Raw genomic sequence first — 20,236 nt, forward strand, 5'->3', positions numbered from 1 at the left:
CCGTGGCGACGGGCAATGGCTTTGACCGATGTGGAGGTCTTGCAGGCCTCTTTGGCGACCTGCAGTTTGAAACGTGCGTCATATCTGTTCATGTATCCCTCGGGGTTGGATCTGACGTCCAACTCCCGGGGGTCACTTCAAGGACGGGTTCACGGCGTCCCCGCACTACCCACCCTCCCGGCCAGCCCCCGGGAAACCAGCTTTCCGCGAACAACCAAACCACCCACGAGGGGCTGCGCCGTTGGCGGGAATCCCCCACGGATTCGTTAGCCGGAAGTTAAAGATCCGTAAGCATTCTGCTGCGATCCCGCAGTCATCTGCATGCAACCGATCGTCATTAGCCTTTTTGACGTTCCAGTCAGGTCCGACGCGGTAAGCTCTCCCTCGATGAGCTCGCAGCATCGTTCATCGAGTGCAGTACGCAGTAGCAATTTGGAGGAATACATCACATGGCAATCGTTCTTTATGTCGGTGGTAGCAAGGATGGCGAGAAGGGCGTGGTGCCCTACGGCTTCAGCAAATCCCGCGCCGACACCGCGCTGGGGCCGGAGTTCTACACGGAGCGGTTCATGGAACTGCAGGGTGTCGGCAAGGTCCGCCTGATGGCCCTGGAAGGCATGCGTGACGAGATCGTCATGCAGCGCGCCGCCCGCCACTACCGCTGACCTTCGCAACACGCGGCAGGGCGCGCCCACCATCGCGCGCCCGCGCCGGCATCCCAGCCCAGGGCCAGTCCGAGCCCTCTCTCCGCCAGGATGCCGGCGTCCACTCCGGCCCCGCCGCTGAACCTCGCCCCCTGTCAATGCCTTGTCCGGCTCCGTCGTGGATTGCCAGAATGGGATCTTCCCGTACCGCGGCACAGACCTGAAGCAATGCACGACGCCAAGAACGCCCAGAGCGCGCTCGCCCAGCAGATCGCCCAGACCATCGCCGACGAGATCGGTGCCCAGTCCGCCCAGGTGCGCGCCGCCGTCGGCCTGCTCGACGAGGGCGCCAGCGTTCCGTTCATCGCGCGCTACCGCAAGGAAGTGACCGGGGGCCTGGACGACACCCAGCTGCGCAATCTGGAAACCCGGCTGACCTACCTGCGCGAGCTGGAGGAGCGCCGTGCGGCGGTGCTGGCCAGCATCGGCGAGCAGGGCAAGCTCAGCGACGAGCTGCGCAACGACATCCTGGCCGCCGACACCAAGAGCCGGCTGGAAGACCTGTACCTGCCGTACAAGCCCAAGCGCCGTACCCGCGCCCAGATCGCCCGCGAGGCCGGTCTGGAGCCGCTGGCCGATGGCCTTCTAGCCGATCCCACGCAGGACCCGCAGGCCTTCGCGGCCGCCTTCGTCAACACCGACAAGGGCGTGGCCGACACCAAGGCCGCGCTGGAAGGTGCGCGCGCGATCCTGATGGAGCGCTGGGGCGAGGACGCCGCGCTGGTGGGCGAGCTGCGCACCTGGCTGGGAGAGAACGGCGTGATCCGTGCCCGCGTGGCCGAGGGCAAGGAAACCGAAGGCGCCAAGTACCGCGACTATTTCGAACATGCCGAATCTCTGGCGAAGATTCCTTCGCACCGGTTGCTGGCGCTGTTCCGCGCGCGCCGCGAAGAGATCCTGTTCCTGGAACTGGACCCGGGCAGCGATGCCGAGGCCGGCCACCAGTACGCCGAAGGCCGCGTGGCGCGCAGGGCCGGGATCGCCGACCGGGGCCGCGCCGCCGATCGCTGGCTGCTGGACGGCTGCCGCCTGACCTGGCGCGCCAAGCTGCACACCCATCTGCTGCTGGACCTGTTCAACCAGGCCCGCGAGAAGGCCGAGGCCGAGGCCATCGCGGTGTTTGGCGACAACCTGAAGGATCTGCTGCTGGCCGCACCGGCGGGCCCGAAGACCGTGCTTGGGCTGGACCCGGGCATCCGCACCGGCTGCAAGATCGCCGTGGTCGATGCCACAGGCAAGCTGGTGGCCACCGACACCATCTACCCGCATGAGCCACGTCGCCAGTGGGACCAGTCGGTGCAGACGATCAAGCAACTGTGCGCCAAGCACAACGTTGAACTGATCGCGATCGGCAACGGCACCGCCAGCCGCGAAACCGACAAGCTGGCCGGCGAAGCGATCAAGGCTGCCGCCAATCCGAAGCTGCAGAAGGTCGTGGTCAGCGAGGCGGGCGCCTCGGTGTACTCGGCCTCCGAGTTCGCGGCCAAGGAGTTTCCGGGGCTGGACGTGTCGCTGCGTGGCGCGGTGTCGATCGCGCGTCGCCTGCAGGACCCGCTGGCCGAACTGGTCAAGATCGAACCCAAGGCGATCGGTGTCGGCCAGTACCAGCACGATGTGGACCAGTACCGGCTGGCGCGGGCGCTGGATGCGCGCGTGGAGGACTGCGTGAACGCTGTGGGCGTGTACGTGAACACCGCATCGGCCGCGCTGCTGTCGCGGGTGTCCGGCCTGTCGGCCACGGTGGCCGAGAACATCGTGCGCCATCGTGACGAGAACGGCCCGTTCAAGCGCCGCAAGGATCTGCTGAAGGTCGCGCGCCTGGGCGAGAAGACCTTCGAACAGTGCGCCGGCTTCCTGCGCATCGCCGACGGCGACCAGCCGCTGGATGCTTCGGCGGTGCACCCCGAAGCCTATCCGGTGGTCGAGCGCATCGTGGCCAGCACCGCACGCCCGATCAAGGCGCTGATCGGTGATGGCAGCTTCCTGCGTGGCCTGAAGGCCGAGCAGTTCACCGATGACACCTTCGGCTTGCCGACCGTGCGCGACATCCTGAAGGAACTGGAGAAGCCGGGCCGCGACCCGCGTCCGGAGTTCAAGGCTGCGCGCTTCGCCGAAGGCGTGGAGGACATCAAGGACCTGCGCGAAGGCATGGTGCTGGAAGGCGTGGTGAGCAACGTGGCGGCCTTCGGTGCCTTCGTCGATATCGGCGTGCACCAGGACGGCCTGATCCACATTTCGGCGCTGTCCGACACCTTCGTGAAGGACCCGCGTGACGTGGTCAAGGCTGGCGATATCGTCAAGGTGAAGGTGCTGGAGGTGGACGTGGCGCGCAAGCGCATTGCCCTGACCCGGCGTCTGGACGATACCCCCGGGCAGGCCACCAGCCGCCCGGGCCAGCGTGATGAGCGCGGCCATGGGCAGGGTCCGCGCCGGGATGCAGGCGGCCAGAACCGCGGGCCGATCCGGGGCCAGGGCAATGGCGGCCGTCCCGCCGCGTCCGCGCCCCCGGCCAACAACGCCCTGGCCGAGGCCTTCGCCCGCGCCAAGCGTAGTTGAGGACCGTGTTCCCCGTCACGCTTGATTCGTGGCGGGGGACTTGTCGATTTTCCCCGTGATTGCGCACACTTGCGCTTGAGGGGAGGCGTCCGGCCACCCCGCTGTCGCTGGGGAGGGCCATGACGCCAGCAGGACCCGTCGTCTTCGTTGAGGTCTGCAGCGTCGCGCTGCGGCCGCTGCCTGCCTGCGCGGGCCGGGGGCAGCGGTGATGGCGGGCCAGGGCACCAACGGCAACGGGTTGCTGGAGCGCCGCCTGCAGGCGCTGGCCGAAGAGCGTCGGCGGCTGGCGATGATCATCGATGGCACCGCCGCGGGCACCTGGGAATGGAACGTGCAGAACGGCGAGATGCGGGTCAACGCGCGCTGGGCCGAGATTGTCGGTTACCGCCTGGAAGAGCTGGAGCCGGTCTGCCAGAAGACCTTCCTGAAGCTGGTCCATCCCGATGACATAGCGCTGTCGGACGCGGCACTGGACGAGCATTTCGAGGGGCGCACCGACAACTACGCGTGCCTGCTGCGGATGCGCCACAAGAATGGCCAGTGGATATGGATCCAGGACCGTGGCCGCGTCTTCGAATGGGACGCGCAGGGCAAACCATTGTGGATGGCCGGTGCGCATGCCGACGTGACCGAGCTGCAGCAGGCCCGACAGGATGCGGCCGAAACACGGCAACGCCTGCAGGCCGTGGTCGATGCCTCCGACGAGGTGGCGGTGATCGCCACCGATATCGATGGCACCATCACCCTGTTCAACACGGGCGCGCAACGCCTGCTGGGCTACAGCGCGGCGGATGTGGTCGGCCAGCGTCGGCTGGATGCCTTCCACGATCCGCAGGAACTGAATGCCTGGCTGCGACCGCTGGCCGATGCCGATGGCCAACTGCCAGATGTGTTCGAGGCACTCAGTGCGCGTGCCGATGGCCAGACCTATTCGCGGCAATGGACGCTGCTGCGCAAGGACGGCCAGCCACGCCAGGTACGCCTCTCGATCAGCCGCATGGACGGTGCCGACGGTGTACGCATCGGCTATGTCGGGATGGCCATCGACATCACCGAGATCCTGCAGGCGAGGGCCGAAGCGCGCTTGTCCGCGGAGAAGTTCGCCGGTGCGTTCACCTCGGCTGCGCTGGGCATGGCGCTGGTGTCACTGGAAGGGCGATGGCTGGACGTCAACGATGCGCTGTGCCGGATCCTCGGCTATCCGCGGGAAGAGCTGCTGCAGGTGGATTTCCAGCGTCTCACCCATCCTGATGACCTGCAGACCGACCTGGCCCTGGTGCAGGACCTGCTGGCCGGTCGTCGCAGCCACTACCACCTGGAAAAGCGTTATCTCGATCGCGATGGCAAGGTCATCTGGGCCCGATTGTCGGTGTCGCTGGTGCGCAACGAGCATGGCGAGCCGTTGCATTTCGTGTCGCAGATCCAGGACATCACCGCCCAGCGCAGCAGCGAGCAGCGGCTGTTCGAGAGCGAACAGCGCAGCCGCATCACCCTGGATGCCGTGGCCGACCTGGTGCTGAGCGTCAGCCTCGATGGCCGTATCGATTACGCCAATGCCGCTGCAGTACGCATGTTGGCCGGCGATGGCGCGTTGTCGCTGGCCGGACACAAGGTGCAGGATGTGCTGGCGCTGACCACCGAATACGCGCCGGGTTCGGTGCTGGACGTGTCGGTACTGCTGGATCCGGACAGCAATGCGGTCGACCTGCATGCCGACCTGCTGCTGCGCCTGGGTGCCGCCACGGTGCCGGTGGACCTGACCCGCGCCTGGTTGCGCGATGACGAGGGCCACGTGCGAGGCGCGGTCTGGGTGCTGCGCGACGATACCCAGCAGCGTGCCCGCCAGCGCGAGGCGCGTCATCTGGCCGAGATCGACCCGCTGACCGAACTGAGCAACCGCCGTGGCTTCGAGGTGCATCTGCAGCAGGCGATCACCCGTGTCGAACGTACCGGCCAGGCCGCGTCGCTGATGTACATCGATCTGGACCGGTTCAAGCCTATCAACGATACCTGGGGCCATCTGGCTGGCGATGCGGTGCTCTGGGCAGTGGCCAGTGTTCTGCGTCACGGGGTGCGCGATTCGGATGTGGTGGCGCGGCTGGGCGGCGATGAGTTCGCTGTGATCCTGTCCGGTTGCACGCCGCGTCGTGCAGCGCGCATTGGCGGCGAGCTGCTGCATACCCTGGCGTCGCTGTCGATTCCGTGGGACCAGGACCGGTTGCGGGTAGGGGCCAGCATCGGCATCGCGCCGCTGGCCGGAGGGATGAGCGTGGACCAGGCGGTGGCCGCGGCCGATGCCCAGTGTTACCGGGCCAAGGCGATGGGCCGCAACAACGTGCAGGTGCAGGGCGAGGCCAGTGAGCTGCCGGGCGATGATTCCGAGGTCGTCGAGGGCTGATCTCAGCCTGTGAGAGGGCGGGCGCAAATACTCCGCGCACCTCCTCTCTTACAGGTGATCCCATGAATGTCTGCAACCCGATGGCGGTGCGTGCCTTCGCCCCGGCCCTGGTCGGCTGGTGCCTGGCCCTGGCGGCCGGGCTCCGGCTGGAGGAGGTGCGTGAGGACCGTCTCGCCCAGGCAATGTTGCCGGTGCTGCAGGCGAGCGTGGTGGCGCTGCTGGCCCTCACCCTGGCGTGCACGGTGGCGGCCAGCCTGGTGCTGTGGCGGCACAGGCGCCGGGATCACCGTCGCGTTGATGCCGGCACTACAGAGGCGCAGCATCCATCAGCAGGAACCGGCATGGCGCGCGCTGGAAGGCATTGATCTGCGGCACCAGCCGCTGGAAATGTTCGCTGGCGCAGTGGATGTCCAGGGCGACGCGGTCAGGCCATTGCTCGATGAAGATGAAGTGCCCGGGATCCTTCTGGTCCACGAACAGTTCATAGCCGAGGCAGAGCGGCTCGCGCTGCGTGCAGGCGACCAGTTCCCGGTACAGCGGAAGCACGGTGTCCACGGCATCGGGATGGATGAAGTCTTCGGCGATGACCTTGAGCATGCAGGTACCTCTGGATGGGGCCCTGCAGGATAGTGCCGGCGGGTGGCCGGCACCCATCCCGTCAACGCAATACTGCGTCCGCACTGACCAGCTGCACATCGTGCATCTGGTTGAGGTAGGCCTCGTAGTAGCCCTTGTGCGAGGCACCGACGATGGTCAGCATGCGGGTGCCCGGGTGCTGGCCGAGCACGTCGCGCATGTTGGCGACCATGCGCAGGTTGCGGGTTTCCCAGTAGCCCACGTAGTTGCGGCCGAAGCCTTCCGGCGAGGGTTCGACGAGCGTCGCGCCGAAATCGCTGTTGAAGGCCAGCATCGCGGCCTCGGGTGCGTTGTAGGCGCGATACATCGCGAGCAACCCATCCGGTTGAGCAAGATTGGCTTCCAGTCGTTCATCGGCCGCCCTGCGCGCTTTGGCGAAGGAATTGTCCCAGGCACCGCGTATGGCGGCAGCGTAGGCCTTCTGCTGCGATTCCGGTGTAGGCGAATCCGCAGTGTGGTCGTCGACCGCCCACAGCCGCTCCAGCCCCAGGCGCGCGGCGAGGACGCCGGCCACCAGGCCGGCCTCGTTGCGGCGTGCCATGCGCGTGTCGAGGAACTGCACCAGCTCCGGTGTCAGGCTGTCCGAGGCACGTCGCTCTTCCCTGGGCAGCCGCAGCCATTGGACGACTGCCGAGCTGCTCTCGCCCGCAGCCAGGAACACTGCGGCCAATTGGCGTCGCTGGGCAGCGGTTGGCGCCTTCGGCCAATCCGCAAGCAGGCGTTCCATCTCCACGTTGGCGCTGGGCACGTCCAGGCCGGTGGCGGCCTGCGCCGGTGCCGGATCGACGCAGTAGTCCGCTACGCTCTCGGCGTATCGGGCCGGATTGCGGCGCATGAAGTCACACTGCAGGCCGGACAGGTTCTCTACCGCGATCGCGGTGGGCCGCCAGGCTTCCAGGCGCTGCAGCAGAGGTTCCAGCATCGCCGGCATGAAGGTCTCCGGCAGGCTGGACAGGTGCGGGCTGCCCAGCACCAGCACTTCGTTCGGGCGCCCTGCGGGCGGTCCCTTCAGCTGGTCCGGGTGGAAGGCGGGTCGATAGGCGGTGTCGTTGGCCAGCGCGCTGCTGCTGCACACGGCCAGGAAGAGAAGGCTGGCAAAGCGAGGGAACATGCGATCTCCATGTCGATGAGCATCCTGCGGGACCTTCATGCTGGTCATATTCTCCTGCCGCGGAATCCCGCATTGGTCATGTAAACCTTTTTGCCTTGAGCTGCATCCTTCTGCTGAGCGATGCTGTACCCAGCGCTCAGGCAATGCAGAACATGACGTCCGACGACTGGACCATCGACAGTCCGCGGCTGCACCTCCGGCCGTTCACGCCCCGGTGTATTCCTTGGCCTGGCAGGCCTGCATCGAGCCCGTGACGCAGAACCCGAACTGGGCATCTGGATCGCAGAAATGATGCATGGGCACGGCTATGGTCGCGAAGCCGTGGCGGCGGTGTGGTCGGCCGCCTCAGGGCGCCTGCGTTGTGCTGCGTTCCGCTATCCGGTGGCCGAGCAGAACCGGTCCAGCCGTTCCCTCGCTGAGTCCCTCGGCGGACTGCCTGTAGCACGTGAGCAGGGCGTGAAGTACACGGCAATCGTCTACCGCAATGCACGGAGTTGCGACGGACGTCGCGGAATCCCGCTAAAGCGGCCGACGGCATCGCCGATACTCCCTCTGGATCCCGCTCCAGTCACCCGCCGCAGGACCCCAGGCTGCCCCCGATGGGCGGTCCGCGCAGTGTGTTCCGCCGCTCCCAGATGCCGATCGCACCCGCAGCAGACGTTCTTGGCAGTCGCTCGAGAGGTGCCGTTGGCACCTGTAGTCCCTGGCAACTGATGTTGCCGCCGGGCATCCCGCCCGTCGGGTCACAACCGATTACCGGACACCGAGGATCAGACAATGCTCATTCCAGGCTTCACGGCAGGCGCGCAGGCGCCGGCCGAGCTGCACACCCGTTGGTCGCCGTGGCGTGCGCTGCTTGGCGTACTGGCGCCGCAGCAACGCACCGGCACAGAGAAGGCGATGACCGACCGCACCGAGCTGGAAGCGCAGGTGGCCGCGCTGCATCGCGTGCAGGCCGTCATCGAGTTCGCGCTCGACGGCACCATCCTGCAGGCCAATGACAATTTCCTGCAGGCGATGGGCTACCGGCTGGAGGAGATCCAGGGCAAGCATCATTCCCTGTTCGTCGACCCCGAGCTGGCGCGCAGCGCCGAATACCGCGACTTCTGGGCGCGCTTGGGGCGCGGCGAATACGACGCCGGACAGTACCGCCGCTTCGGCAAGGGCCAGCGCGAGATCTGGATCCAGGCCTCGTACAACCCGGTACTGGACCGCCAGGGGCGGCCGTACAAGGTGGTCAAGTTCGCGACCGACATCACCGCGCAGAAGCTGCAGGCGGCCGACTCGGCGGGGCAACTGGCCGCGATCACCAAGTCGCAGGCGGTGATCGAGTTCAGCATGGATGGCCGCATCCTGTCGGCCAATGACAATTTCCTGGCCGCCACCGGCTACAGCCTGGACGAAGTGCGCGGGCAGCACCATTCGTTGTTTGTCGAGCCCGAGCATCGCAGCAGCATCGAATATCGCCAGTTCTGGGAGAAACTGGGGCGCGGCGAATATGACGCCGGCCAGTATCGGCGTCTTGGCAAAGGCGGGCGTGAGGTCTGGATCCAGGCGTCCTACAACCCGATCCTGGACCTCAATGGCAAGCCGTTCAAGGTCGTCAAGTACGCCACCGACATCACCGCGCAGGTGCATGAAAACCAGACCATGCAGCGCGCGGTGGCGCAGACCCGCGAGGTGGTGGCCGCGGCCAAGCAGGGCGATCTGACCCAGCGCGTGGCCACCGCCGACAAGAATGGCTCGATCGCCGAACTGTGCGAAGGCGTGAATTCGCTGGTCGAGGCGATGGCCGCGATCATCGGCCAGATCAAGTTCGCCGCGGACACCATCGCAGTCGGCGCGACTGAGATCGCACAGGGCAACAGCGACCTCTCGCAGCGCACCGAGCAGCAGGCGGCTTCGCTCGAGGAAACCGCGGTGTCGATGAAGGGCCTGGCCGAGACCGTGCAGCGCACCGCCACCAACGCGCGCCAGGCGAGCCAGCTGGCCGGTGGAGCCGCCGATGTCGCTGCGCGCGGCGGCAGTGTGGTGCATGAGGTGGTCGAAACGATGGCGGTGATCAATGCCTCGTCGCGGCGCATCGTCGACATCATCGGGGTGATCGACGGCATCGCCTTCCAGACCAACATTCTCGCGCTGAACGCAGCGGTGGAGGCGGCGCGTGCCGGTGAACACGGCCGTGGATTTGCCGTGGTTGCCACCGAGATCCGCGAGCTGTCGCAGCGTTCGGCCAGCGCAGCGAAGGAGATCAAGCACCTGATCGATGAGTCGGTTGCCAATGTGGGTGCCGGTACGGCGCAGGTTGAGAGCGCGGGCCGCACCATGGACGAGATCGTGACCAACGTGCGCCGGGTGAGCGACCTGATGACCGAAATCAGCACTGCCTCGCAGCAGCAGAGCGACGACATCCAGCAGATGAACCATGCCGTCGATCTGATCGACCAGGGCACCCAGCAGAACGCGGCCCTGGTCGAGGAGGCGTCGGCGGCGGCACGCAGCATGGAAGAGCAGTCGGCGCAGCTGCTGCAGACGGTGGCCAGCTTCCGCTTGCAGGGCGGCGCCGGGCACCGGCACGGAGCGGCGGCGCTGCATGCGGTCTAGGCGCGGCGACCGGACTGTTCTTCCTTGGTTTCGGTGTCGCCGCGTACGCAGTTGCGACCGGCATGCTTGGCGCGATACAGGGCCTGGTCGGCGCGTTCGACCAGGCCGCGCGGATCGCCGTCTTCGCCGGGTGCCTGCCAGGCCACGCCGATGCTGATGGTGACGGTGGCCACGGGGGCGGGCAGGGCTGCGGCTTCGACCGAAGCGCGCAGCCGTTCGCCCAGGCCCAGGGCGTGGGTGGCATCGGGCGAGGGCAGGGCGGCGATGAACTCTTCGCCGCCGTAGCGGGCCAGCAGATCGTCGCCCCGTTGCAGGCAGCCATCGAGGATGCCGGCGACGGCACGCAGGCGCCGATCACCTTCCGGATGGCCGTAGGTGTCGTTCAGCCGTTTGAAGTGGTCGATGTCGATCATCAGTACCGCCAGGCCCTGGCCCTGGCGGCGCGCGCGGCGGTGGGCCCGATCCAGCGACTCATCGAAGCTGCGCCGGTTGCCCAGTCCGGTCAGCGGATCGCGCCGCGCCAGCGTTTCCAGTTCATCGCGCTGGCGCTGGATCTCGACCTGGCTCAGCACGCTGCGCAGCGCATAGCCGAGCAGGGAGCCGATGAAGCCGACCGTGGCCAGGGTCGGCTGCAGGCGCGCGACCAGAAGCGCCACCAGCATCAGCAGCAAGGGCAGCATCAGTGGTACGCCGGCATCGACGATGCGCCGCAGGCTGCGGGATGCCTCCACTGCCGGGCAGCGACGATGGCTGCCCGCCAGGATGGCCAGCAGCACGAACAGTCCACTGATCAGCAGGTCGCCCCAATTGCCGTCGGGCACCTGCGGCTGATAGGTTGATAGGTATTGATGTAGAAGGCCAGCAGGAAGTAGCCCAGCGCGTAGATCGTCAGCGTCCGGAAAAAATCGCGGCGGTCCGGATCGTCCTCGGCCAGGAAACGGATCAGTGCGAAGCAGAACACCAGGCTGTTCTGCACGCCGCTCATGGTGTTCAGGCACTGCGTCCACAAGGCGGTGTTCAGCGGCGCCATCGCCCGCGCATGCAGGTAGTACAGCAGCCAAAGCAGGGCAATGATCCCGAGGTCCACCGCACGGATGTAGCGGTTCCCGCCGCCCGGGCTTGCAGCGACGTAGGTCAGGGGGATCCGGTAGAACACGTACAGGATCAGTGTTGAGGCGGTCATCTGCGCAGGGGCGAGGCCGGCCACTTTGCGGTACAGCAGGGCCAGCAGCGCGAGAGAGAACAGGCCGACGGCCGCGCCGAGCAGTCGCCACTGGCAGGCCGCCTGGCTGACGCGTGCACGCCGTACGCAGACCAGTGCAGCCAGCAGCGGGGCGGTGATCAGCATCAGGTAGGAGCCGACCGGGTCCTGCGGGCCGACAAAGGCAATGACGAGCGCGTGCGTGACGAGAAAAAACAGTGCAGCACGCAACGTCATGCAGTCCCCCACCCCGGATCCGGCGGGATCACGATAGGCAGATGCACGTGAGGCTGGCAAGAAAAGTGTGCACTACGTCTAGCGGCAACCCTGTCAGCGGTCGCAGTTTTGCGTCAGCACAGTGACACCGGAGCGGCTACATGCGCCTGCATCGCCTGAAAAGCAAAAGGCCAGGTCATGGACCTGGCCTTTGATGCTGTGGTGCCGGTGAAAGGACTCGAACCTTCATGGGGTCACCCCCGGCTGATTTTGAGTCAGCTGCGTATACCATTCCGCCACACCGGCAGGCAGCGTGTGAGTGTAACCGAGGAGGGCAGGGCTTTCATAGGGGCAAGGCAGATCGAGGCGTTTCCTGTCGGCATCGGCTCTGCGATGGCTATACTGCGCCGGCTTGAATGCCTCCAGGAGCCATAGCCGATGACAGTGTTGCAGGACCTGAGGGTGCTGGTGGTCGAGAACGACGAGATGAGCGCGGCCTTGCTGCAGATGCAGCTGGTGCATGCCGGCGCGACCGTGGTCGGGTTGGCGGCGAGCGTGGCTGAAGCATTGCGCGTGCTGGAAGACTCGGTCCCCGATGTGGCCCTGCTGGACTATCGCCTGGCCCGCAACGAGACCAGCGAGCCGGTGGCGGCAGCATTGTCGGCGCGAGGCGTACCGTTCGTGCTTGCCACCGGAATGCTGGCTGAGCAGCTGCCCGAGTCTATGCTGTCCGGAGTACTGCTGGTCAAGCCGTATCTGTCGGCGGACCTGACCCGGGCGCTGAGCCGTGCGGTGGGCCGTTCCAGCGCAACGGCGTGAGAACGGCGCTTCAGCCCGCCTCCTCGTACAGGTAACGGATGTCCTCGCGGTCGTCGAGGATGCTGTACTGCCCGGCCAGGTTGTCCGGATCGGGGTTGAGCCACGCATCGAGATACTCCCTGCGGATCGGTATCACGCCGCGATCGTGACCTGCCGCGGCGACATCGCGTGGCGGGGTGTCGGTGATCGTGGCGAATGAGAGCAGGCGTCCTTCCGGTCCCTCCCATTCCGCCCAGAGGCAGGCCAGAAGCAGGTCGCGGGGCGGGTCGGGGCGAAACTCCAGCACCACATCCTGTTCCTTTTCACTGGCGCCAAGCGCGCGCCCTGCGATCGCGTGGCGTGGTACGTGCTCATAGAACGCCTGCACCACGACAACGCCGTGGCGAAGGCCGAACGCGCCGCGCCAATAGCCTTCCAGGCTGTCGCGTCGTGCGTTGTAGGTGCCGGGGTAGAGCACGTCGTTGCGTGCCGGCTTGTCCGGCAGCCGGCATTGGTAGCGCATCGGCTTGATCACCCGTCGGCCGCTCTCGCTGACCATCACCGGCGCGTAGGTGCCGGGAAAAATGCGGTTGTCGCGCGGCAGTAGTTGTACCCGGTGCAGGTCCTCAAGCCGGGCCTGGGCGCGCTCGATGCGGTTGCCGGCCACGCGCAGGTCGTTGCGTGCCTTCTGGGTGGGGCGGGTGGCGAGCGTCGCGTGGGCGATATCGCGGCGCTCGCGTTGGCGGGCCAGCTCCGCCTCGAGATTCTGGCGTTCCTGCGCATGCCACTGCTGGATCTTCGCAACGATGTCGCGACCCTGTTCGGTGCGCGCGCCGGCAAAGCCGTCGTCCATGGCCTTGGGGGTTTTCGGCCGCTTCTTGCCGGGATCGTGCGCGTACAGTTCGGCGAACTCCTCCAGCGACAGGATGGCACCGAACTCGCGGACCAGCTTGGCGTAGTCAGCGCGGATCAGGGCGGAATAGCACATGGGAACTCTGCAGGCCTGGGTCGCAGTCGTTGCGACGTGGATGCGGCAGGATAGCCCGACCTACAGGGAGATACCGCATGAATGATTCCGTCAGCTGCCAGTTCCGCGAGGCTGTCCCCACGGTCGAAGACTATTGCCAGCTGCGTGTGCTGGCGGGCCTCAGTGCCAAGAGCCAGGAGGCGGCGGCACGCGCGCTGCCCAATACCCTGTATGGCGTGTGCGCCTACCAGGGCAATGAGCTGGTAGCGATGGGCCGCATCGTCGGCGATGGTGGGTGCCACCTGCAGGTCTGTGATATCGCCGTGCTGCCGCGCCTGCAGGGGCAGGGCCTGGGCAAGGAAGTGATGCGTCGGCTGGATGGCTGGATGCAGGCGAACCTGCCGCCGTCTGCATACGTCAGCCTTCTGGCCGATGGTGAAGCGCACCGGTTGTACGCGCAGTTTGGTTTCGCACCCACCGCACCTGCATCGATCGGGATGTATCGCCGGTTCTGAGGTGTGTTCAGGCTGAGGCCATCCATGCGTGGCATGGATCTACTGGGCCAACCGGCCGCCGGATCCATCCCGGCCCTGCAGTAGATCCACGCCATGCGTGGACAGGGCTTTCCCGGGAATCTCAGGCAAAGAAAAACCCCGGCCGAAGCCAGGGTTTTCAAGAATTGGCGTCCCCACGGGGATTCGAACCCCGGTCGCCACCGTGAAAGGGTGATGTCCTAGGCCTCTAGACGATGGGGACGCACGAAAACTTCAAGTTGTAGATCCTTCGACGGCCTAATGTCGAAGTGGTGGAGCCAAGCGGGATCGAACCGCTGACCTCCTGCATGCCATGCAGGCGCTCTCCCAGCTGAGCTATGGCCCCATGAAACTCCGGATGATCTGCCGGGAGCAGAGTCCGTTTTGAAACTGGCGTCCCCACGGGGATTCGAACCCCGGTCGCCACCGTGAAAGGGTGATGTCCTAGGCCTCTAGACGATGGGGACGCACGAAAAACTTCAAGTTGTAGAACCTTCGACGGCCTAATGTCGAAAGTGGTGGAGCCAAGCGGGATCGAACCGCTGACCTCCTGCATGCCATGCAGGCGCTCTCCCAGCTGAGCTATGGCCCCGTGTTACCGAGCCGCCTATCATACCTGCGTGTTCACGTTTGTGGAAGTCTTTTTTGAACTTTTTTCGTTCCGGTTCAACCGCAGCCACGAGGGCAGGGGAACCGCAACGCCACACCCTGAATACCGGTAGGCGGTGAACAAAAAAGACCCGGTTATCGGCCGGGTCCTCGTTGTTCGTGATGAGTGGCGTCCCCACGGGGATTCGAACCCCGGTCGCCACCGTGAAAGGGTGATGTCCTAGGCCTCTAGACGATGGGGACGCAATTCTCATCAATGTTCTTTAGCGACCTTTCGACGGCCTAATGCCGAAAGATTGGTGGAGCCAAGCGGGATCGAACCGCTGACCTCCTGCATGCCATGCAGGCGCTCTCCCAGCTGAGCTATGGCCCCACGTCGCTGAGGAGCGAAATAATAGCCTTGCCCCAGGGGGTTGGCAAGCATTTGTTGCACTTTTCTTCACGCGTGTTGCGAAGCCGATGTCAGTCGCCTGCGGCGGTGGTGTCGTCGGTCAGAGCGGCCAGGATCGGGCACTGGTCCAGCGCGCCATGGCCGGGGCAGGCGTCGACCAGCTGCGACAGCGCGATGTGCATGCGCTGCAGTTCGGCCATCCGTTGTGCGATGTCCTGCAGGCGGGCCTGCGCGGTGTCACGCACGCTGCCCATGTCCTGCTGGTGGTGATCACTGAGCGCGAGCAGTTCTCCGATTTCCTCCAGGCTGAAGCCCAGTGCCTTGGCGCGGCGGATGAAGCGCAGCCGGCGCAGATCCGGCTCGCCGAAGATGCGGTAACCCCCGGCCGAGCGCGCCGCCGTCGGCAGCAGCTGCTGCCGTTCGTAATAGCGGACCGTATCGATCGGCACGCCCGCCTGACGGGCCAGTTGTCCAATGTTCATGGCAGCTTTCCTGCGGATCCTGCCGGCCATTGTGAAGCCTGGAGTCTGGTCGAGAGTCAAGGCTTCAGCTCGGTGCGCGCATTCAGCCCACTTTGCAACTTTCTTCATAGCCCCGCAGATGGGCCTGTTCCTACCCTTCGCCTGAACCGGCCGTTCGATGGCCTGCAACGAACCGAGGAGGTGGTCTGTGGAGGGAGTCAGGAACGAAGCATTCGTAGAGGTTGCGGTGGTCGAATATCCGGGAGGGGACCCCTCCGCCGCCTCTGTGCTGGCCGAAATGGCCCACGTCGCCAACCGCCTGGCCCAACAGCAGCGCCGACCCTTCAAGCGTGTGCTTGTCACCCGCTGGATCGTTCCCGCCAGCCAGACCGGTGTACACCGCATCGCGGGTGCTGAAATGCTCGACGCCGCCATTCCCGCGGTGATCGCGGTTCCCGGCCAGATCAGCCCCGGAGCCTGTCTGCGCGCCGAAGAGGTCCTGCTGGACTGGTTGCGGGCCCATTATGACGGGGGCAGCCTGCTGGCTGCTGCCAGCGACGGGGTCGGTGTACTGGCCCGTGCGGGACTGCTGGCCGGAAGAACGGTCAGCGGCCCCGATCTGGGGCGACATCCAGGGTTGCAGGCGCAGGCGGTGAGCTGGGTGCCCAGTGAGCGGGCGCTGGTCGACGATGGCGATCTGCTGACGGTTGGCGGATCGCAGGCATGGCGTTTCCTCGGGCTGCGTTTGCTGTACCGGCTGCACGGGCAGGGCGTGGCGAGCGCGGTCGCGCAACAGCTCGGGATCGTCGTGCCCGCAGGAATCCAGCAGGATCTTGAGCGTTTCAGTGCCAACTTCGCCCACGGTGACCGCGATGTACTGAAGGCCCAGCGCTGGCTGCATACCACTGCCGCACGAGGAGCCACTCTGGCCGCAATCTGCGAGGTTTCCGGATTGGAACCGCGCACCCTGCAGCGGCGCTTCCTCCGAGCGACCGGTCTGCGGCCGATCGAATACTGCCAACGGCTGCGCATTGCCAAGGCGCAGACCCTGCTGCAGCAGGGCGCAGGCATCGAGGAGGTGGCCTGGGGGGTGGGCTACGCTGATCAGAGCGCGTTCCGACGACTGTTCCTCCGCATCGTGGGCATGACACCGGCCAACTATCGCCGCCACGTCAACTGCAAGCGGCGGGAGCGACCGTTGATGCCGTCGGTGGCCGGAAGTCTGCGCGGCCTGCAGGCGTCCCCCGGAATGCAGTTGGGGCGCAGTGCGGCCTGACCATGGGGGGCGGGCGAGCGCTTGCAACCTGGGCGTGACGCTTTGACCATGCAGGCAGTGGAACTTGAACAGGTGGGCTGATGTCGAGTGTTGGACCGGTACCGATGCCGGTGGTGTTGATCCTGATGTGCACGTTGCTGGCCATGACCGTTGCCCGTCTTTGGCCGCGCAGGGCAGTGGGAATGCCGCTGCCGTCGGCAGCAGGCATCGTGCTGGACATGCTGCTGATCGGCCTGCTGTGTGGTCGTGTCAGTTTTGTTGTGCTGAATTTCGCGCTCTATCGTTCGGAGCCCTGGAGCATTCTGCAGGTCACCGATGGTGGCTATCACCTGATGGTGGTGCTGGTGGCCGGGCTGTCGTGGGGATTATGGCGTCTGCGGCCGTGGCGTCAGTTGCGTGCACCGGTGCTGACGAGCGCACTGGTAGGCGTGTTGTTCTGGGTCGCTGGTGGCCAGTTGCTGTCGGCATGGCAGGAGCGGCAGATGCCGTTGCCGGCGCTGCAGGTGGCGGACCTTCAAGGCGATCGTATCGATCTGCAGCAGTTCCGCGGCAAGCCGCTGGTGCTGAATCTGTGGGCCACATGGTGCGGGCCCTGCCGGCGTGAGATGCCGGTGCTGGCGACGGCACAACAGGCACATGATGACGTGCAGTTCGTATTCCTCAACCAGGCTGAAACCCTGGATGAGGTCCAGGGTTTCCTGGCCGGCGAACGACTGATGCTGGGCAACGTGCTGCTGGATGATGACGCTGCTGCTTCCACCGTGCTCGGCGTTCAGGCATATCCTTCCACGCTCTTTTTCGACGCCGATGGGCGCCTGCGTGAACTGCACCTGGGCGAACTGACTGCGGCCGGCCTTGAACACAAACTGCGCCGGCTGCGGTAGCCTGCGCGGGCATCTCACTACGGAGTTCCCATGTTGTCGATTTCCCTGCGCACCGCCCCGGCGGTGCTCCTGCTGCCGGTCATGCTGGCATTGGCCGCCTGCAGCCAGGCACAGACGCCGCCGGGCAAGGCCGCTACGGCTTCGGCGACGACTGCTCCGGCATCTGCCGCCAAGGGCGACCGTCCAGCCGTGCTGAAGGGCATCGAGAAGCACGGCTTCGAGGTCGTTGCCGAATTCGATGCGCCGGACGGCCTGCGCGGTTTTGCTGGCGTGGTGGGAGGGCAGCAGCCTGCAGCGGCCTATGTCACGGCCGATGGCAAGCACGTACTGGTGGGCAGCCTGTTCGATGCCGAAGGTAATGATGTGGCTGCCGAAGCGGTCGAGAAGCTGGTTGCCGCACCGATGTCGGCCAAAATGTGGACCAAGCTCGAAGCCAGCGCCTGGGTGCGTGATGGCAAGGCCGACGCGCCCCGCGTGGTCTATACCTTCAGCGATGCCAACTGCCCGTATTGCCACAAGTTCTGGGAGGCGGCCCGTCCGTGGGTCGACGCCGGCAAGGTACAGCTGCGCCACATCATGGTGGGTGTGATCCGCGAGGACAGTCCGGCCAAGGCCGCAGCCATCCTCTCCGCACGTGATCCGAGCGCGGCGCTGCTGGAGAACGAACACCAGTTCGACCGTGGCGGCATCAAAGCGCTGCCGAACATCAGCCGCGAGATCGCCGGCAAGCTTGACGCCAACCAGGTGTTGATGCTGGAGATGGGGTTCCAGGGCACCCCGGGCATCCTGTTCCAGGATGCACAGGGCCAGGTGCAGCGCCGGGCCGGATTGCCGCAGGGCGACGACCTGCAGACGGTGCTTGGTCCGCGCTGATCCACGCCTGCATGATGATGTAGACCACAGGCCCGCATGGTGACATGCGGGCCTGTTGCGTTCCTGCCCCAGGCGAACACAACCGCTTGCGCATTGTCTGTTCGTCGTCACGTCTGAATCGTGACTGAGATCAAGCATCGTGCCTTGATTCCAATCAAGGCCAAAAGCGACAAACGGACTAGCCTTTGACGCATGGAATACAGCGTCAATGCGCGATGGATGCCGCGCTCGCCACGCCCTGATCAGGGTCGGCCGGCACAGCCATTCACGACACTCTCACTCTGTGCTTGTTACCCAGACCGCTGCGGTCGCCACCTCTCTGGCAGCGCGGCCTTGATGGAGTCGACATGGGTGCAGGCGGGGCAGTGTCATCGTCCTGTTGCCTGCCGTGCGCAGGCTGGCCGATGTCGTCGACGCAGTACCCGCATTTCCAGCAACGGCAACGCGAAGCCAGGGCGGCGCATGCATGCGCTCCGGAACCGTGATGCGAGTGTTCGTCAGGGGAGGATGCAATGCGTTTGGCCGTACTGAGTCTGGCATGCCTGGGGGCACTGGCGATCACGCCGGCGTACGCTCAACAGGGTGATGCAGAGGATGCGCAGGCATTGCGGCGCGAGATGGCCGCCATGCGCCAGGCGCTGGAAGGCATGCAGCAACGGCTGGACCGGCTTGAGCAGCGCGATGCTGCGCCTGCGCAGGCAACAGCCGCGCCTGCAATGGCGCCGATGGCCTCTGCCGCCCCTTCCGACGTGATCCATCGCACCCAGGTGCCGGGTGTGGCGCAGCCGGTACTGCCGCAGCGCGATTCGGTCGCTGATCCGTCCACTGCGGCATCGCGACCGGACAGTGCGGCGGGCCCGACCGACCCGGATCTGAAGGGGTTCTTTGCCATACCCGGCACTGATACGGTGATCCGCATCGGCGGTTACGCCAAGCTGGATGCCATCGCCGATTCGCGCGCGGCCGGCGACGAGGATCAGTTCATTCCCTCGTCGATGCCGGTGGGCGGCAGCCACCGCGATGTCTCCAACTTCAACATCCACGCCAAGCAGACCCGCTTCAGCTTCGAGGCGCGGCGTCCAACCACGCACGGCAACCTGCGCTTCTATCTGGAGAACGACTTCTTCGGCAGCAGCGATGGCTACGAGTTCCGCCTGCGGCATGCGTATGGACAGCTCGGCAATACCTATGCCGGCTATGGCTACTCCAGCTTCATGGACCCGGACAGCCTGCCCGACACGCTGGACTTCGCCGGGCCGGGTGGCGCCGGCTATCTGCTGGTGGCCGGCATCCACCACAGCTTCACGATGGGCAAGGGCAGCACGCTGACCGTGGCGGCCGAAGACCCGAAGACTGAACTTGCCGGTGCCAATGATGAGCGGGCTGCGGTGAACCGTCTGCCGGACGTAACCGTGACCGCGCGCATGGAGCGCGACTGGGGCCACCTGCAGGTGGGCGCGGTGGCGCGCAGCCTGGCCTATGACGGCGATGGCGAGCGCGACCGGCGAATGGCCGGCGGCCTGCAGCTGAGTGGCTCGGCCTCGGTGGGCGAGCGCGACCTGCTGCTGTTCGGTGCGCTGGGAGGACGCGGCCTCAGCCGCTATACCGCCGACCTGACCGGCTCCGGGCTGGACGCGGTGGTCGGTGCCGATGGCCGCCTCGACGCGTTGGACCTGCACGGCGGCTTCGTCGGCTATACCCACTACTGGTCCGAGTTGTGGCGATCGAACCTGATCTTCGGCCAGCTGACCCTGGAGCGGAACGCCGCACTGGCGGCCGATGCCTTCCGACAGAGCCGGTACGGCGTATTCAACCTGATCTGGAGCCCCGCGCCGTCCTGGACGATGGGCATGGAGCTGTTGTACGGCCGCCTGGAACAGCAGGGCGGCGCACGCGGCGACACGGTCCGGGTGCAGGGCAGCCTGCAATACAACTTCATCAAATAAGCGCCAGCGGTCGTACGCCAGCGTAACCGTCCCCACGCCCGGTTGTACCGGGCTCATGCCAGTACAGGAGAT

At 65.9% G+C, this 20,236-nt stretch carries 17 protein-coding genes, 7 tRNA genes and 1 pseudogene; 12 read left to right on the top strand and 13 right to left on the bottom strand.

The genetic code is table 11. The annotated features are described in order from the left end of the window. The coding region (locus tag AC5P67_RS17325; protein ID WP_305099592.1) for a transposase at window positions 1-92 on the bottom strand (92 nt) is incomplete at its 3' end. Window positions 93-449: 357 nt separating this feature from the next. Here AC5P67_RS17325 and AC5P67_RS17330 point away from each other — a divergent pair. The 4 genes from AC5P67_RS17330 to AC5P67_RS17345 all read left to right on the top strand — a co-directional run bounded on the left by AC5P67_RS17330 (window position 450) and on the right by AC5P67_RS17345 (window position 6,023). Continuing rightward, on the top strand, window positions 450-665 hold the full coding sequence (locus tag AC5P67_RS17330) for a hypothetical protein (protein ID WP_005410085.1): 216 nt from the start codon (window positions 450-452) through the stop codon (window positions 663-665). Between the two features lie 207 nt (window positions 666-872). Beyond that, window positions 873-3,260 carry a Tex family protein gene (locus AC5P67_RS17335; protein ID WP_099490402.1) on the top strand — a complete coding sequence of 796 codons (2,388 nt, stop codon included), beginning with the start codon at window positions 873-875 and terminating at the stop codon, window positions 3,258-3,260. Window positions 3,261-3,468: 208 nt separating this feature from the next. Continuing rightward, the gene (locus AC5P67_RS17340; RefSeq protein ID WP_005410083.1) at window positions 3,469-5,658 is read left to right on the top strand and encodes a PAS domain S-box protein; all 2,190 of its coding nucleotides are present in this window, start codon (window positions 3,469-3,471) and stop codon (window positions 5,656-5,658) included. Between the two features lie 62 nt (window positions 5,659-5,720). After that, a complete protein-coding gene (locus tag AC5P67_RS17345; protein WP_012480609.1) occupies window positions 5,721-6,023 on the top strand; it encodes a hypothetical protein in 303 nt (100 codons plus the stop codon). Here AC5P67_RS17345 and AC5P67_RS17350 read toward each other — a convergent pair. Together AC5P67_RS17350 and AC5P67_RS17355 are read right to left on the bottom strand one after the other, a co-directional pair. Further along, on the bottom strand, window positions 5,965-6,255 hold the full coding sequence (locus AC5P67_RS17350; RefSeq protein ID WP_012480608.1) for a putative quinol monooxygenase: 291 nt from the start codon (window positions 6,253-6,255) through the stop codon (window positions 5,965-5,967). The genes AC5P67_RS17345 and AC5P67_RS17350 overlap by 59 nt on opposite strands. 61 nt (window positions 6,256-6,316) lie before the next feature. Then, window positions 6,317-7,405, bottom strand: coding sequence for a DUF5694 domain-containing protein (locus AC5P67_RS17355; RefSeq protein WP_329754627.1), 1,089 nt, complete (start codon window positions 7,403-7,405; stop codon window positions 6,317-6,319). Window positions 7,406-7,678: 273 nt separating this feature from the next. On the opposite strand from AC5P67_RS17355, the gene AC5P67_RS17360 reads away from it, so the two are divergent. Both AC5P67_RS17360 and AC5P67_RS17365 read left to right on the top strand, forming a co-directional pair. After that, window positions 7,679-8,119 (top strand): GNAT family N-acetyltransferase, encoded by a 441-nt coding sequence (locus AC5P67_RS17360; RefSeq protein WP_495215029.1) that lies wholly within the window; start codon window positions 7,679-7,681, stop codon window positions 8,117-8,119. Between the two features lie 63 nt (window positions 8,120-8,182). Next, window positions 8,183-10,009, top strand: coding sequence for a methyl-accepting chemotaxis protein (locus AC5P67_RS17365; protein WP_049397487.1), 1,827 nt, complete (start codon window positions 8,183-8,185; stop codon window positions 10,007-10,009). Here AC5P67_RS17365 and AC5P67_RS17370 read toward each other — a convergent pair. Both AC5P67_RS17370 and AC5P67_RS17375 read right to left on the bottom strand, forming a co-directional pair. Then, window positions 10,006-11,447: pseudogene (locus AC5P67_RS17370) on the bottom strand (GGDEF domain-containing protein). The gene AC5P67_RS17365 and the pseudogene AC5P67_RS17370 overlap by 4 nt on opposite strands. Window positions 11,448-11,646: 199 nt before the next feature. Then, window positions 11,647-11,732 (bottom strand) — tRNA-Leu (locus tag AC5P67_RS17375). Between the two features lie 132 nt (window positions 11,733-11,864). Between AC5P67_RS17375 and AC5P67_RS17380 the strand changes: the two genes are divergently transcribed. Continuing rightward, window positions 11,865-12,245 (top strand): response regulator, encoded by a 381-nt coding sequence (locus tag AC5P67_RS17380; RefSeq protein ID WP_005410076.1) that lies wholly within the window; start codon window positions 11,865-11,867, stop codon window positions 12,243-12,245. Window positions 12,246-12,255: 10 nt separating this feature from the next. On the opposite strand, the gene AC5P67_RS17385 is transcribed toward AC5P67_RS17380, so the two are convergent. Next, window positions 12,256-13,212 (bottom strand): SOS response-associated peptidase family protein, encoded by a 957-nt coding sequence (locus AC5P67_RS17385; RefSeq protein ID WP_329754568.1) that lies wholly within the window; start codon window positions 13,210-13,212, stop codon window positions 12,256-12,258. A gap of 77 nt (window positions 13,213-13,289) precedes the next feature. On the opposite strand from AC5P67_RS17385, the gene AC5P67_RS17390 reads away from it, so the two are divergent. Next, window positions 13,290-13,706 (top strand): GNAT family N-acetyltransferase, encoded by a 417-nt coding sequence (locus AC5P67_RS17390; RefSeq protein WP_005410074.1) that lies wholly within the window; start codon window positions 13,290-13,292, stop codon window positions 13,704-13,706. 165 nt (window positions 13,707-13,871) lie between these two features. Here the strand turns inward: AC5P67_RS17390 and AC5P67_RS17395 are convergent. From AC5P67_RS17395 to AC5P67_RS17425, 7 genes are all read right to left on the bottom strand, one after another. After that, window positions 13,872-13,947, bottom strand: a tRNA-Glu gene (locus AC5P67_RS17395). 47 nt (window positions 13,948-13,994) lie between these two features. Then, window positions 13,995-14,070, bottom strand: a tRNA-Ala gene (locus AC5P67_RS17400). A 45-nt stretch (window positions 14,071-14,115) separates the two neighbouring features. Continuing rightward, window positions 14,116-14,191: transfer RNA gene (locus AC5P67_RS17405), tRNA-Glu, on the bottom strand. A gap of 49 nt (window positions 14,192-14,240) precedes the next feature. After that, window positions 14,241-14,316: transfer RNA gene (locus AC5P67_RS17410), tRNA-Ala, on the bottom strand. 184 nt (window positions 14,317-14,500) lie between these two features. Beyond that, a tRNA-Glu gene (locus AC5P67_RS17415) sits at window positions 14,501-14,576 on the bottom strand. A gap of 54 nt (window positions 14,577-14,630) precedes the next feature. Continuing rightward, window positions 14,631-14,706 (bottom strand) — tRNA-Ala (locus tag AC5P67_RS17420). An 89-nt stretch (window positions 14,707-14,795) separates the two neighbouring features. After that, complete coding sequence (locus AC5P67_RS17425; protein ID WP_005410073.1) at window positions 14,796-15,206, bottom strand: heavy metal-responsive transcriptional regulator; 411 nt, start codon at window positions 15,204-15,206, stop codon at window positions 14,796-14,798. Between the two features lie 187 nt (window positions 15,207-15,393). Between AC5P67_RS17425 and AC5P67_RS17430 the strand changes: the two genes are divergently transcribed. The 4 genes from AC5P67_RS17430 to AC5P67_RS17445 all read left to right on the top strand — a co-directional run bounded on the left by AC5P67_RS17430 (window position 15,394) and on the right by AC5P67_RS17445 (window position 20,164). Next, window positions 15,394-16,461: a GlxA family transcriptional regulator gene (locus AC5P67_RS17430; protein WP_005410072.1), complete on the top strand. Its 1,068-nt coding sequence runs from the start codon at window positions 15,394-15,396 to the stop codon at window positions 16,459-16,461. A gap of 80 nt (window positions 16,462-16,541) precedes the next feature. Beyond that, complete coding sequence (locus AC5P67_RS17435) at window positions 16,542-17,345, top strand: TlpA disulfide reductase family protein (RefSeq protein WP_043034672.1); 804 nt, start codon at window positions 16,542-16,544, stop codon at window positions 17,343-17,345. 30 nt (window positions 17,346-17,375) lie between these two features. After that, entirely contained in the window at window positions 17,376-18,218 is an 843-nt protein-coding gene (gene dsbG, locus AC5P67_RS17440; RefSeq protein WP_005410070.1) for a thiol:disulfide interchange protein DsbG, read from the top strand. 512 nt (window positions 18,219-18,730) lie between these two features. Continuing rightward, complete coding sequence (locus AC5P67_RS17445) at window positions 18,731-20,164, top strand: DcaP family trimeric outer membrane transporter (protein ID WP_111193613.1); 1,434 nt, start codon at window positions 18,731-18,733, stop codon at window positions 20,162-20,164. The last annotated feature ends 72 nt before the right edge of the window (window positions 20,165-20,236 follow it).

This window comes from Stenotrophomonas sp. YJH_SMC_21, assembly GCF_059369555.1.

Excerpts from the sequence above, each read along its gene's own strand:
- AC5P67_RS17330 (WP_005410085.1), top strand. The coding sequence starts at position 450 with ATGGCAATCGTTCTTTATGTCGGTGGTAGCAAGGATGGCGAGAAGGGC.
- AC5P67_RS17335 (WP_099490402.1), top strand. The coding sequence starts at position 873 with ATGCACGACGCCAAGAACGCCCAGAGCGCGCTCGCCCAGCAGATCGCC.
- AC5P67_RS17340 (WP_005410083.1), top strand. The coding sequence starts at position 3,469 with ATGGCGGGCCAGGGCACCAACGGCAACGGGTTGCTGGAGCGCCGCCTG.
- AC5P67_RS17345 (WP_012480609.1), top strand. The coding sequence starts at position 5,721 with ATGAATGTCTGCAACCCGATGGCGGTGCGTGCCTTCGCCCCGGCCCTG.
- AC5P67_RS17350 (WP_012480608.1), bottom strand. The coding sequence starts at position 6,255 with ATGCTCAAGGTCATCGCCGAAGACTTCATCCATCCCGATGCCGTGGAC.
- AC5P67_RS17355 (WP_329754627.1), bottom strand. The coding sequence starts at position 7,405 with ATGTTCCCTCGCTTTGCCAGCCTTCTCTTCCTGGCCGTGTGCAGCAGC.
- AC5P67_RS17365 (WP_049397487.1), top strand. The coding sequence starts at position 8,183 with ATGCTCATTCCAGGCTTCACGGCAGGCGCGCAGGCGCCGGCCGAGCTG.
- AC5P67_RS17380 (WP_005410076.1), top strand. The coding sequence starts at position 11,865 with ATGACAGTGTTGCAGGACCTGAGGGTGCTGGTGGTCGAGAACGACGAG.
- AC5P67_RS17385 (WP_329754568.1), bottom strand. The coding sequence starts at position 13,212 with ATGTGCTATTCCGCCCTGATCCGCGCTGACTACGCCAAGCTGGTCCGC.
- AC5P67_RS17390 (WP_005410074.1), top strand. The coding sequence starts at position 13,290 with ATGAATGATTCCGTCAGCTGCCAGTTCCGCGAGGCTGTCCCCACGGTC.
- AC5P67_RS17425 (WP_005410073.1), bottom strand. The coding sequence starts at position 15,206 with ATGAACATTGGACAACTGGCCCGTCAGGCGGGCGTGCCGATCGATACG.
- AC5P67_RS17435 (WP_043034672.1), top strand. The coding sequence starts at position 16,542 with ATGTCGAGTGTTGGACCGGTACCGATGCCGGTGGTGTTGATCCTGATG.
- dsbG (WP_005410070.1), top strand. The coding sequence starts at position 17,376 with ATGTTGTCGATTTCCCTGCGCACCGCCCCGGCGGTGCTCCTGCTGCCG.
- AC5P67_RS17445 (WP_111193613.1), top strand. The coding sequence starts at position 18,731 with ATGCGTTTGGCCGTACTGAGTCTGGCATGCCTGGGGGCACTGGCGATC.